Below are 12,256 nucleotides of genomic sequence, written 5' to 3'. Positions count from 1 at the left end.
AAGATTAGCGAGAGCGTAGAGCTTGGTCTTTAAATTCAGCAACCCACATTGCCGTCGCGCCGCAAACGGCAACTGGCATCACAATCAGGTTTAAAATTGGAATGGTAGTGAACACAGAAACAAGCGCGCCAAAGCTGTAGCTCTTGCCTTGTTTTTGTTTCAAATTGTTTCTCATGTCATCAAACTTGATTTTATGGTTATCGAATGGGTAGTCGGCGTATTGAATCGCTAACATCCATGCTGTGAAAATGAACCATAAAAACGGAGCAACGGTTTGTCCAAGTGCTGGTATTAACAAAAGTAGGAATAAACCGATCGCTTTTGGCAAAACGTAGACAAGCTTACGCCATTCTCTCGCTAATATACGTGGGGTATCTTTTAGAACATCAAGTAAACCATCGTCATTAACTTTTTTACCACTCAGCAACTCTTCGACTTTTTCTGCGAGCAAACCATTGAAAGGTGCTGCAATGAAGTTTGCGAGCGTACTAAAGAAATATGAGAAAGTGGCCAAGATAGTTAATACAAGTAATGGCCATAAAATGTATGACAACCACGACAAGAAACTTGGCAATGCACCTATCCAACCTTCAATCCAAGTGTTTAGGTTGGAGAAGATATAAAACAAGGCACCACCAACGAGCAACACGTTCGCGATAAGTGGCATTAGTACAAACTTACGAATGCTCGGTGACAAAGCGATTTTTATTCCGAAAATAAAATAGCCAAAGCCGGAGCGGGGAACAGATTCAATAGTCATATTTAAATTAGGTCACATGTGAATTTGGTTAAATAGCAAACATGTCTAGTGTACTCGACCGAAATTAAGAAAAAAAGCGTGGCGAAAATCACACCATGTAAGGAACTAATTGTATTAAGTTGTTCTAAAACAGTGGCTACTTTTGATAGAGTAGTGAGATTAGCCAAATTAACCCAACTTAGTGACAGCGTGTTTATAGCTAGTTGACTAAGAAAGCTGAGAGCGAAAAATGCAGGAATTGCGATTTGTACTCATTATTGTTGGCGCATTAGCTATCGCCGCATTATTGTTCCATGGTCTATGGACGAGTAAAAAAGAAGGGAAAGCAAAGTTTGGAGATAAGCCGCTTGGTAAGCTTGATAATGACAGCTTAGATGAAGCAGAAACTATTCCAAACCGTTCATTCGCCCCAGAAGATGATTTTGAGATAATTCGAAAAGAACGCAAAGAGCCGGATTTTGCTGTTTCACCATCAGCGACTGATCCATTGATCGATTCAGACCCACTAACTGCGCCGCAAGCGAAAGAAGCTTACGAAGGTGACATCGAATTGAATGATCTTCCTTCTTTTAGCGTAGAAGACCCAATTAAGGTTGAAAGTGAACCAGAAGTGATTGAGGAAGAGAAGGCCGTTGAGCCTGCAGTTCCAAGCTTTGAGTTGACTGACGAGCAAAAAGAAAACCACGCAGGCTTTAAGGAGCAGCATGGTTCGTTTGAAGAATCCTCTGAGGGGGTGGATGAACCACACCTTCCAAACGAAACGTTCACTCAAAGAGAGTCAATTGTTGCTAAAGAAGTAGTTACTCCGCCAAGTGCGCCTGTTGAAGAAGCTAAGCCAGATGAAGAACTTGGCTTAGAGGTTATTGTTCTTAATGTTCACTGCGCTGGAGAGATCCCATTCGTGGGTACTGAGCTTTTCAGTAGTATGGAAAATAACGGTCTAACTTATGGTGAGATGTCTATCTACCACTGCTTTGCGCAATCGAGTGACGAACCAAAAGTTATTTTCAGCGTAGCGAACATGATGCAGCCTGGTACTCTTGAGCATGATGATCCTGCTGACTTTACCACCAAAGGCATTTCGTTCTTTATGACGCTGCCTTGTTACGGTCAAGCTGATCAAAACTTCAATGTGATGTTGAGTGCAGCGCAGAAAATAGCCGACGATATGGGTGGAAACGTATTGGATGAGTCACGCAACTTAATGACGCCAAACCGTTTATCTGACTACCGTAAGCAAATCAGAGACTTTATGACGGCTACGAATGCCTAGCCGTATTGTTTAGCCTTGTAAATAATCTATATTTATAGAAAAGGGCTCCTAAGGGAGCCCTTTTTGATATTTCAATCACGACAGAGAATGATATGAAAGAATCGATTCAAGTTACCTTAGAGCAGTTAAGAGAAACTCTGCATTATCACGCCGTTCGTTATTACGTAGAAGATAGCCCTGAGATCCCTGATGTCGAGTACGATCGATTAATGCAGCAATTGCTAAAGATCGAAGAAGAGAACCCAGATCTCGTGACGGTAGATTCTCCGAGCCAGCGTGTTGGTGGTCAGCCTTTAGATGGCTTCACTCAAGTGACCCATGAGATCCCAATGCTTTCTCTGGACAATGCTTTCTCTGATGAAGATTTAGATGCATTCAATAAGCGTATGTCGGATAGAGCACCAACTGCGAACCTTAAGACTTTCTGTTGTGAGCCTAAGCTTGATGGCCTTGCTGTGAGCTTGCTCTATGTGAATGGCATCTTAGTTCAAGCTGCGACTCGTGGTGATGGTGCGACCGGCGAAAATATCACAGAAAACGCGCGTACTATTAGTTCAATTCCACTGAAGCTACAAGGCGAAGGTTGGCCAGAACGCATTGAAGTTCGTGGTGAAGTGTTTATGCCAAAAGCCGGCTTCGATAAACTGAATGAACTTGCGTTGAAGAAAGGCGAGAAAGTCTTTGTTAACCCACGTAATGCCGCAGCAGGTAGTTTACGTCAGCTTGATTCACGTATTACAGCTAAACGACCTTTGGCTTTCTATGCCTATAGCGTTGGCGTTGTAGAGGGCGCTGAGCTTTCTAATAGCCACTACCAACGTTTCTTGCAGCTGAAAGGTTGGGGTTTACCTATGTGTCCTGAGACTAAACAGCTTAGCTCACTTGAGGATGTAAAGGCTTACTATCAAGACATTATGACCCGTCGCGATGCTCTGGCTTATGAGATCGATGGCGTGGTGATCAAAGTCGACGATATCGCTGCACAAGAAGTACTTGGCTTTGTTGCTAGGGCTCCTCGTTGGGCGATTGCTTACAAATTCCCAGCTCAAGAAGAGATCACTCTGCTTAATGACGTTGAGTTTCAGGTAGGCCGTACAGGCGCTATTACGCCTGTTGCTAAACTTGAACCTATCTTTGTCGGTGGTGTGACGGTAAGTAATGCCACGTTGCACAATGCTGATGAAATTGCTCGTTTAGGTGTGAAGGTAGGCGATAGCGTTATTATTCGCCGAGCTGGTGATGTAATTCCACAGATCGTCGCGGTTGTACAAGATCGTCGTCCTGAGACAGCGAAAGAGATTGTTTTCCCTGATGCTTGCCCTGTATGTAGCTCTGCGGTTGAGCGTGTTGAAGGCGAAGCGGTAGCGCGTTGTACTGGTGGCTTAGTGTGTCAGGCACAACGTAAAGAAGCCCTTAAACACTTTGTTTCTAGAAAGGCGCTAGACGTTGATGGACTAGGCGTGAAAGTAATAGAGCAGCTTGTGGACCGTGAAATGGTAGAAACGCCTGCAGACTTATTTAAGCTCAGTGCTGGCGTGATTACTGTCCTTGACCGCATGGGGCCTAAATCAGCACAAAACGTGGTGAGTGCGCTGAATAAAGCCAAAGACACGACATTAGCGCGTTTCCTCTATTCACTAGGTATTCGTGAAGTTGGTGAAGCAACAGCTATGAATCTAGCACAACACTTTAAAACGCTTGAGCTGGTTCAAGCCGCAACGCATGAACAATTAGTGGAAGTGTCAGATATTGGTGACATCGTTGCTAGCCACATAACCAGCTTTTTCTCACAAGAGAAAAACAGAGCAGTCGTCGATCAGCTGATAGAGCTTGGTGTGCATTGGCCTGTAATCGAAGAAGTTGCAGATGATCAAGAATTGCCATTAGAAGGTAAGGTGGTTGTGTTAACGGGGTCATTGTCTCAGCTAGGACGCACTGAAGCTAAAGCAGCGCTGCAAGCTCTCGGTGCTAAAGTCACAGGCAGCGTATCTAAGAAAACCGATATCTTGTTTGCTGGTGAAGCTGCTGGTTCTAAATTAACCAAAGCGCAAGATTTAGGTATCGAAATAAGAACTGAAGAAGATCTAATTGCACTTATTTCGTAAGTAAAGACAGATAAAAAAAGCTCAAAGGCACTCCTTTCAAGGGAGTGCCTTTTTTGTTTCTGATATAAAAATGGTGCCTTTTTAATTGTTGAGAATTTTGTTCCTATACGAACTCTAAAACTAGGACAGTGACGGTGCTCAATATTAATGAAATACCGTTCTGGTTGTGTGAAATATGCGAGTCATATCTATTTTTATAAAAGATAAATTCCACTAACTTGTTGTTTTTATTCTGTTTGTTTTTGTTTTGGGATGGCTTTTCTAATTTGTAGATCTGGATCACTAAGTACCTACTAAATTTGCACCAACTCATATTTTTTTAGATGAAAATTAAGTTCTCATTGATCTTTTTGAGGGCGAAGTTAGTCTTAATGCCATGGATGCACACGATGTGTATAACCAGAAAGGAAATAGAGAATTCAGAGTTTAGGGTTCTCAAACAAGAAAAGGTATTTCTCTCTACGGCGGCCAACTTTAGGTGGGAAATATTCAAACAGCTATATCCATTTTTAGGAGTTTTATTCCATGGAAAACAAATTTTTTAAAGTATCTGCGATTACAGCAGCAATGGTAGGTGCGCTTTCTGCTGCTCCAGCTATGGCGAATGATCCAATCGGCCCTGAGTATGCAAGTCAGGCATCAGAGTTCTTCGCTGAGTCGACAATTAGCGGTAACCTAAACTTTTTCATGCGCGCTCGTGACCGAGCTGGTAAAGATGCAAACGGCAACGATACAGCAAAAACTGCTAACTTAGACCACGGTTCTATTTTTGCTAATTTAGGCTTCCATTCTGGTTATGTGGCGGACGTTGTTGGTCTTGATGCTGTTGTATATAGCACATTTGACATGTGGCAAGAAGCTGGTAAGTGGGGTGGTGGTCACGAGATGAACTTCTTCCAATGTGACTCAGTTTATTCTACAGACTGTTGGGAAGATGGGCGCGGTGATAACACTGACAATGGTGTTTCATTTGCAAAAGCAGCTATGAAGTTTAAGTTTGGTGAGAGTGTAAATGCTCAGCTTGGTTACTTCCAACCTTCTGTACCAAGCTCATTGGGTGTTAACTGGTCATTTGCTCCTGGTACGTACCGTGGTGGTGAAGTTGGAGCTAACTTTGGCGATCTTTCTCTTGGTCTTGTTGTGGCCGATAACTACAAAGCGCCTTGGTTTAAAGAAACTTACGAATTCCAAGACGGTGCTGGCAATGATGCTGGTGAAGTATACTCATTAGGTGCTCGCTATGCGTTAGATAACGGTATTTCTTTTGATGTTGGTTACGGTGCCCTAACAGATGGCGACCGTAAGAATTTCCACGTTAAAGTTAAAGGTACAACAGATGGCGGTCTATACTGGTCTCCTCAACTTTACGTTGTAGATGATGATAACCAATTTGATAGCACTGCATTCCAAACTGCATTATTGACATCGATGTCTATGGGGCAATACAGCTTCCGTGCCGAAGCAACATACACAGTTGCTGACTCTGAAGATACTCGTGGCAATGTTGGTAACATGTCATACCGTTTAACAGAAGCTTATGGTGGCTCTAATGGCGCTTATGATATTTGGTGGAACAACCGCTCTGACTTTAACCACGATGGTGAATATGCTTTCTTCCTATCATCAGCTCGTGACTTCTCAGATATAGGTGGTACAGGCTTCAGTGCAGGTGTGAGTGGTGCTTATGGTGCAGGTGCTAAAGCAGACGGTTACGATGAGCTAGTAGAGTATGCATACAGTTTCTTTGCAAACTACGCAATCCAAGCGGGTGCACTGAAAGACGCTAACATTAGCTTCTACTACACTAACTACTACAATGACACTAACGCAAATGATTGGGCTGTTTACTCTAACGGATTCAATGATGAGACTGATTTCAAACTAGCGCTAACAATTCCTTTTGGAGTTAAGTAAGTTAGATAAGAAATAGATAAAGCTGGGCATTTGCCCAGCTTTTTTGCTTTTTAGGAGATATTTATGAAACGTATTATTCCCTTAACATTAATTGCTTTTAGCATTGCCGCATGCACTTCTTCACCGAAAACAGCATCTGAGTTTTGGTATGGTCAAGGAGAGCGTTTTGGCTCTCGCGGGTATACGGTAGATAATGATTCGTTGGCTGATATCAAAGAAAAGGTTGAGTTTGATGAACCTGCTTACCTTGCGGGTTATGAAAAAGGAAAGTTAGAGTACTGTGATCCCTACAAAGCATTTGAAAAAGGCATCACAGGAACAAGGTACACTGACCAATGCGTAGATATGCCTCAAGAGGTGATGATTAAAGCTGAATGGCAAAGAGGTTGGGATGCATTTATTGGTGCCGACTTCTACAATTTTAGGTAGGCTTAAAGACTATTTCCCTAAACCTACCCACTGTAATTATTGATGTGTACCACCATATACCTTACACAATTCACGGGGCAATTGCTTTACCGCTCCGTCATTAAATGTGCACTGAACACCAGCACCGAATACTTTCCCCGCGCTGTTTTGTGCAACAGAGACTGGGGCTGAAAAAATAAATACTGAGGCTAACGCTAAAGTTAAAAGTTTCATGTTTGCAATCCTTTATACTTACCAAAAATAAATCGCATTTAAACATCATGCTCAATACTAAATTATGTATATGATTTATGAAAGGTCAAAGTTGCATAAAAATTTTCAATGAAAAATAACAGTAGATAATTTAAATATATCAATCAGTAACTTATTGATTTCCTGTTGTGAAAAGTATTTTAAAATACTTGTTTTTTACATTATTAAAGGTAAAACAGTTATAAATAGCAGACTTTATTTTCTTAAATTATATTTATTATGTATTGAAGTGTTATAGGTGTACTATTTGCTAGTACCTCAAAGGTAATTAATGCAGAAGATACATCAGCTTATTAGAGTAATATCATGAACATAAGTGAAGCCGCTAAACTTACTAATTTATCAACTAAGTCTATTCGTCTTTATGAAGACAAAGGGGTTATCACTGCTCCTTTACGCTCGGGAAATGGCTATAGAAGTTACGACAAGAAGCAGATTAAAGAGCTTGGTATAGTTGCGAAAGCGAGAAGTGCGGGTTTTTCACTCGATGAGTGCCGTGCGCTTGTTGAATTAGCTGATAATCCATGCCGTGAAAGTGCCGACGTTAAAGCAAAAGCGCTTAGTAAATTGGAAGAAGTAAATAAAAAAATTGAAGATCTATTGGCAATTCAGAAGACATTGAAAGAGTGGGTAGAGCAATGCCCTGGTGACTCAAATAGCCATTGCCCTATCATTGATTCACTTGTAGAGAAAAAGCCATAAACGGGTTATTTATGGCTTTAATAAAGGGGTGCTTGAATTACTTCTTCGTTGGAGTAATCGTTAATACTATGCCATCTACAGCAGTAACGATCACTTCTGTGCCTGCTTCTAAGTCCTGAGAACTAACAGCTGACCACGTAGTATCACCTAAGCGTATACGACACTTGCCTTTTTGAATGCCAGTATCGATTCGAGTTGTTTGGCCCACAAGTTGTTTGTCTCTTTGATTGAGCTCTCGTCCTGCATCTGACTGCTTGTCATTCGAGAGTTGTCTTCTCCACCACAACCAAGTCGTGATAAGTGAGAAGCTAGCAAAGGACAGCCATTGCATCTGCCAACCAATTGGTAGCGCGCCTAATAGGGCACCGACCAACATGGCAGATATGCCTATCCATAAAAAGTAACCAGCGGTTCCAATTAGCTCAAGCGCTAACAATGCTAGACCAAACGCTAGCCAGTGCCAATGGTTTACCTGTTCTAGTAATTCGACCATAAGTTAGTCCTTACTACCTTTGTCATTCTTATGTGCAAACATCTCCGCGATACCTGCGACCGAACCCATTAGTCCCGTTGCTTCGAGTGGTAGCATGATAATCTTGCCGTTTTCAGCTTGGCCTATAGATTTCAATGCGTCGGTGTAACCTTGTGCAATAAAGTAATTGACTGCTTGCATGTCACCTTGAGCAATCGCCGTTGAAACCATTTCTGTCGCTTTAGCTTCTGCTTCTGCGGCACGCTCACGGGCTTCTGCTTGCAATATTGCCGCTTGCTTCTCACCTTCTGCCTTCAGGATCTCTGATTGCTTGTGGCCTTCCGCTTTTAATATCTCAGCTTGTCGTACACCTTCTGCCTCTAGGATATCAGCACGTTTGTTTCGTTCGGCTTTCATCTGAGCATTCATAGCGGCGGTTAGATCCGCTGGTGGTTGTACGTCTTTAATTTCGATACGCGTAACCTTTACACCCCAAGGGTTGGTTGCTTCATCGACGATGTTCAGCAATTTGGTATTGATCATGTCACGTTGGCTTAGCATTTCATCCAGTTCCATAGAGCCAAGTACAGTACGAATATTGGTGAGGGTTAAGTTACGGATAGCATGTTCAAGGTCATTCACTTCATAAGCCGCTTTAGGAGCATCGATAACTTGAACAAAACACACCGCATCAATAACTACGTTCGCGTTGTCTTTAGAGATGACTTCTTGTGCTGGGATGTCGAGAACACGCTCCATCATGCTGATGCGCTGTCCAACTTTATCAATAAATGGAATGATTAAGTTAAGACCCGGTTTGAGTGTGTGTGTGTATCGCCCGAAGCGTTCAACGGTCCAGTTGTTGCCTTGTGGAACCGTTTTTACGCCAGCGAAGATAAATAGAAGTGCGACGACAGTAAAGACGCCAATAGTAATCAAGGTATCAATAGCCATACAAAGTCCTTTGCAAGTTTAAGTTTTTGAATGTTTATTACTCATACTGGCGCATATTTAAAGGCGGGGCAAATTTATAAATGAGAAATGGGCCATAAAACATTGATTTTATGGCCCATTTAACGAAGTGCTATTGGAGTAGTCTGCTGAGAAATTTGTAATCTATCGGGATGGATTTCAGCTGAATACAACACTGTTATATTCGTTTTTTATTAATACAGTAGCGAGTACAGTTGACGACGGTATTTACTTGCAACCGCGTTACCTTGTCCAAGAGCACTCATGATGTCCATGAATTCTTTTTTCATGTCGCCATCGAGAACATTAAGATCTTTGACTAGGAAAGACCACAGTAGATCCATTGCTTCTTCACTGCGGTTTACTTGGTGATATTGCAATGCTAATTCTGATGCCGTTTTTGCATCGCTTGGACTTTTCTGAAGCGCCGCTTCTAATGCTTGTATTTCTGGGCTGTCTGCTGCTTGTTTGTGAAGTTCAAGTTTGGCGATTAAGCCTTTGTAGTAATTGTCTTGGTATTCAAGAGGGATCGTCGCTAATTGAGATTCAGCAAGATCAAATTGTTGCGTTTCTAACAAACATTCTGCGATCGCCAGTTTTACTTCACCTTTATTTGTTAGCTCTGCTGGAAGTTGCTGCATTGCAGCTAGCGCTTGTGTGTGTTCGCCAGCTTGCATTTGCTCAAGAGCCTGACGCAAAGCAAGTTCATCTTGGCTAGGAAGGTGTTTGCTTAGCATATCGACGATAGCTTCTATGCTCTGAGGGCCACCAAGTCCATCGACGGGCTGGCCGTTAACAAACAGCGCAATAGTAGGAAGTGATTGAACACCAAACTGGCTAGCGATGGCTTGCTCTTGCTCACAGTTCAATAGGGCTAGGGTGAAAGCGCCATTGTATTGCTGAGTTAAGGTTTGCAGTTCAGGAATGACTTGGGCGCTCTCTTGGCTCATTGGTGCCCAAAAATGGATGAGTACAGGGGTCTGCATCGAACCTTCTAATACTTGACGAAAGTTCTGCTCATTAAGTTCAACAATATGCGGAGATTGCATTTACGTTCCTTGAGGTTTGTTTTGTGGATACGTTGCAAATATGGGGGGATTCGTCGGTAACTTCAAGATCTAACTCGGTTATCTCAGATAAAAAGAACCAAAAATAGAAAAACGCTATGCTTCGATGTTGATAGAGTTGTTATCTCAACATGGAAGGCATAGCGTTGTCATCGAGGTAGTCAGTGAGGCGTTACGTGAGATACTCAAAACAGAATAAACAACGTAATCGCCAGACCCACACCTACCCAATTAAGGCGGTTTAAAGTCATGAGATTTCCAGAGTAGAACCATCAATTGGGAATAATTGATGGGATAGGATAATCATGACACCTTATTGTTACGGAAAAATTACATCGTTACATTAAAGTTTGCGACTCTGTCATCAAAGTGAGTGATTTATGCAGCTTTTCTCAAAATGGGATCTAGTAAGCGACTTGGCAGAATCCTTTTCAATACCGCGAACACTTTAGTTGGAGTCGTAACTCGGTATCTTAACTTGGGTTTATTAACTGTAAGAGCATGGTATACAGGCTCAATACAACTTTCTGGAGGTAGAACAAAAGCGTTATTCGAAGATTCTTTTTCGAGTCGATCTTTTTGTTGTTGGTAAGCGTCTTGGTGAGCACTGCCAGAAATGTCGATCCACTTATTGAATGCTTTCAGGGCATTGGTCCTAAATTGAGTCTCAATTGGCCCAGGCTGCAGTAATGATATGTGTATGCCACTGCCATGCAGTTCTAATCGCAAAGTATCTGTCCAGCCCTCAATTGCGAATTTGGAAGCATTATAAGCCCCACGATACTTCATGGCAGCGAAACCTAATACGGAACTGTTTTGAACTATTCGACCTTCACCACGTTCGCGCATGTGCGGAAGGATCTGGCAGACCAGATGATGCCAACCAAAGAAGTTAGTTTCGAATTGCTCTCTGAGCCCTTGGGTCGGTAAGTCTTCTAGGGCTCCTGCTTGACCGTAAGCACCATTATTGAATAATCCATATAATCCATTAGGTGCGAGATCAATAGCAAGCTTAGCGCCATGCTCAATGCTTTCTTGGTTGGAAAGATCGAGTTGAATACAGGTGAGGCCTTCATCTTGAAGTCGTTGAACATCTTGTGAGTCACGGCAAGATGCAATGACATGAAAACCACGTTTTTGAAGTGCATGAGCACATGTATACCCAATACCTGTTGAGCAACCAGTAATAAGAATTGACTTGTTCACACTTAATCCTTTATTAGAGTCTCTATCACTCTAGGGTAAAGAATTAGTCCTGATGTTGTAACAAGTTTTTTAGTGCAGGTTCGATCCTAGAGTAGCTAAAGTTGAATCCCGTTTCAGTGAGTTTCTTAGGCTTGGAGCGAATACTGTCAAATAACAAGCAAGATGACTCCCCCATGAGTAGCGACATTGCCCATTTTGGAGTGAACAAGAAATGCGGTCGGCGTAGTTGTTTGGCTAGTGCACTGCTGAACAGTTTATTGGTAACAGGGTGCGGGGCACACATGTTAAATTCTCCTTGAGCGTGAGGAATCGACAATAAGTGGTTGATGGCTCTCACCATATCAAGTATGTGAATCCATGGCATGTACTGGTCACCTGAACCTAGTGGTCCACCTACTCCGAGTTTGTAGGGCATTAACATCTTCTTGAGTGCGCCGCCATTTTCGCCAAGTACAATTCCTGTTCGCAGTAATATCACACGCGTGCTTTCTGATTGTGCTCTCTTGGCTATCTCTTCCCAGTACGCACAGACTTTATGAGGAAAGCTATCATTTTCTACTTGCAGTGACTCGTCAAAAGGATGCTGCTGTTGATCGCCATAGTAACCCACGGCTGAACCACTAATAAAAGCTTGTGGCGGGTTGCTACTCGCATGAATTAGCTCGACTAGTTTTTCTGTGATGTGCCAGCGACTGTTACAGATCCTCTCTTTTTGCTCGGTACTCCAACGCTTATCTGCAATCGGTTCACCCGCGAGGTTGACCACAACATCAAAGTCATTGAGATCACTGAGCTCATCAAGGGATCGAATGTAATGAAGGTTGTTCTGGTTGAGGTGATTTAGGTTTTGTCTCGCACTTTCAGGACTCCGCGTCAACAATGTCACGTCGTCAGTGTTCCAACTCTTGACCAATTCAGAGCCAATAAATCCAGTGCCACCAGTTAACAATATCTTCATACCAATCTCCTTATTAAACATAATTATAGACATGGCTGGTTTTTAATCGCCAAACAATACGAAAAAATCACTATAACGATCATAAGGTTTCAATCATGTGATGCCTAAATTACCCCTTTTTCAATTTACAAAGGACTGAAATTAAA

General features: G+C 42.4%; 13 protein-coding genes. 6 read left to right on the top strand and 7 right to left on the bottom strand.

The genetic code is table 11. The features are described 5' to 3' along the window. Positions 1-4: 4 nt before the first annotated feature. Positions 5-760: a sulfate transporter CysZ gene (cysZ, locus tag OCV56_RS11875; RefSeq protein ID WP_086716063.1), complete on the bottom strand. Its 756-nt coding sequence runs from the start codon at positions 758-760 to the stop codon at positions 5-7. 229 nt (positions 761-989) lie between these two features. Between cysZ and zipA the strand changes: the two genes are divergently transcribed. The 5 genes from zipA (at position 990) to OCV56_RS11850 (ending at position 6,481) form a co-directional block, all read left to right on the top strand. Then, complete coding sequence (zipA, locus tag OCV56_RS11870) at positions 990-2,033, top strand: cell division protein ZipA (protein ID WP_086716065.1); 1,044 nt, start codon at positions 990-992, stop codon at positions 2,031-2,033. Positions 2,034-2,125: 92 nt separating this feature from the next. Then, positions 2,126-4,138 carry an NAD-dependent DNA ligase LigA gene (gene ligA, locus OCV56_RS11865; protein ID WP_086716067.1) on the top strand — a complete coding sequence of 671 codons (2,013 nt, stop codon included), beginning with the start codon at positions 2,126-2,128 and terminating at the stop codon, positions 4,136-4,138. Between the two features lie 389 nt (positions 4,139-4,527). Continuing rightward, positions 4,528-4,683, top strand: coding sequence for a DNA ligase (locus OCV56_RS11860; protein WP_086716069.1), 156 nt, complete (start codon positions 4,528-4,530; stop codon positions 4,681-4,683). Further along, positions 4,664-6,052 carry an OprD family porin gene (locus OCV56_RS11855; protein WP_086716071.1) on the top strand — a complete coding sequence of 463 codons (1,389 nt, stop codon included), beginning with the start codon at positions 4,664-4,666 and terminating at the stop codon, positions 6,050-6,052. Before OCV56_RS11860 ends, OCV56_RS11855 begins: the two co-directional genes overlap by 20 nt. Before the next feature lie 63 nt (positions 6,053-6,115). Next, entirely contained in the window at positions 6,116-6,481 is a 366-nt protein-coding gene (locus OCV56_RS11850) for a DUF2799 domain-containing protein (RefSeq protein ID WP_086716073.1), read from the top strand. Positions 6,482-6,517: 36 nt separating this feature from the next. Here OCV56_RS11850 and OCV56_RS11845 read toward each other — a convergent pair whose 3' ends face one another. Next, complete coding sequence (locus OCV56_RS11845) at positions 6,518-6,694, bottom strand: hypothetical protein (protein WP_167373196.1); 177 nt, start codon at positions 6,692-6,694, stop codon at positions 6,518-6,520. Between the two features lie 345 nt (positions 6,695-7,039). Between OCV56_RS11845 and cueR the strand changes: the two genes are divergently transcribed. After that, positions 7,040-7,435: a Cu(I)-responsive transcriptional regulator gene (gene cueR / locus OCV56_RS11840; protein WP_086716076.1), complete on the top strand. Its 396-nt coding sequence runs from the start codon at positions 7,040-7,042 to the stop codon at positions 7,433-7,435. Positions 7,436-7,472: 37 nt separating this feature from the next. Here the strand turns inward: cueR and OCV56_RS11835 are convergent, their stop codons facing one another. The 5 genes from OCV56_RS11835 to OCV56_RS11815 all read right to left on the bottom strand — a co-directional run bounded on the left by OCV56_RS11835 (position 7,473) and on the right by OCV56_RS11815 (position 12,110). Continuing rightward, positions 7,473-7,928, bottom strand: a complete 456-nt coding sequence (locus OCV56_RS11835; RefSeq protein ID WP_086716078.1) for an NfeD family protein — start codon at positions 7,926-7,928, stop codon at positions 7,473-7,475. Between the two features lie 3 nt (positions 7,929-7,931). Further along, a complete protein-coding gene (locus OCV56_RS11830; protein WP_086716080.1) occupies positions 7,932-8,861 on the bottom strand; it encodes an SPFH domain-containing protein in 930 nt (309 codons plus the stop codon). A gap of 212 nt (positions 8,862-9,073) precedes the next feature. Then, the gene (locus tag OCV56_RS11825) at positions 9,074-9,928 is read right to left on the bottom strand and encodes a co-chaperone YbbN (RefSeq protein WP_086716082.1); all 855 of its coding nucleotides are present in this window, start codon (positions 9,926-9,928) and stop codon (positions 9,074-9,076) included. A gap of 396 nt (positions 9,929-10,324) precedes the next feature. Then, on the bottom strand, positions 10,325-11,152 hold the full coding sequence (locus OCV56_RS11820; RefSeq protein WP_086716084.1) for an SDR family oxidoreductase: 828 nt from the start codon (positions 11,150-11,152) through the stop codon (positions 10,325-10,327). A 43-nt stretch (positions 11,153-11,195) separates the two neighbouring features. Continuing rightward, complete coding sequence (locus OCV56_RS11815) at positions 11,196-12,110, bottom strand: TIGR01777 family oxidoreductase (RefSeq protein WP_086716087.1); 915 nt, start codon at positions 12,108-12,110, stop codon at positions 11,196-11,198. Between the last annotated feature and the right edge of the window lie 146 nt (positions 12,111-12,256).

The organism is Vibrio gigantis (genome assembly GCF_024347515.1).
Taxonomy (GTDB): Bacteria; Pseudomonadota; Gammaproteobacteria; order Enterobacterales; family Vibrionaceae; genus Vibrio; species Vibrio gigantis.
This window is presented reverse-complemented; position numbering and strand designations above follow the sequence as displayed.

Bases quoted from the DNA above. Each gene is read 5' to 3' on its own strand.
- ligA (WP_086716067.1), top strand. From the start codon at position 2,126: ATGAAAGAATCGATTCAAGTTACCTTAGAGCAGTTAAGAGAAACTCTG.
- OCV56_RS11835 (WP_086716078.1), bottom strand. From the start codon at position 7,928: ATGGTCGAATTACTAGAACAGGTAAACCATTGGCACTGGCTAGCGTTT.
- OCV56_RS11860 (WP_086716069.1), top strand. From the start codon at position 4,528: ATGTGTATAACCAGAAAGGAAATAGAGAATTCAGAGTTTAGGGTTCTC.
- OCV56_RS11830 (WP_086716080.1), bottom strand. From the start codon at position 8,861: ATGGCTATTGATACCTTGATTACTATTGGCGTCTTTACTGTCGTCGCA.
- cysZ (WP_086716063.1), bottom strand. From the start codon at position 760: ATGACTATTGAATCTGTTCCCCGCTCCGGCTTTGGCTATTTTATTTTC.
- OCV56_RS11815 (WP_086716087.1), bottom strand. From the start codon at position 12,110: ATGAAGATATTGTTAACTGGTGGCACTGGATTTATTGGCTCTGAATTG.
- OCV56_RS11855 (WP_086716071.1), top strand. From the start codon at position 4,664: ATGGAAAACAAATTTTTTAAAGTATCTGCGATTACAGCAGCAATGGTA.
- OCV56_RS11850 (WP_086716073.1), top strand. From the start codon at position 6,116: ATGAAACGTATTATTCCCTTAACATTAATTGCTTTTAGCATTGCCGCA.
- zipA (WP_086716065.1), top strand. From the start codon at position 990: ATGCAGGAATTGCGATTTGTACTCATTATTGTTGGCGCATTAGCTATC.
- cueR (WP_086716076.1), top strand. From the start codon at position 7,040: ATGAACATAAGTGAAGCCGCTAAACTTACTAATTTATCAACTAAGTCT.
- OCV56_RS11845 (WP_167373196.1), bottom strand. From the start codon at position 6,694: ATGAAACTTTTAACTTTAGCGTTAGCCTCAGTATTTATTTTTTCAGCC.
- OCV56_RS11825 (WP_086716082.1), bottom strand. From the start codon at position 9,928: ATGCAATCTCCGCATATTGTTGAACTTAATGAGCAGAACTTTCGTCAA.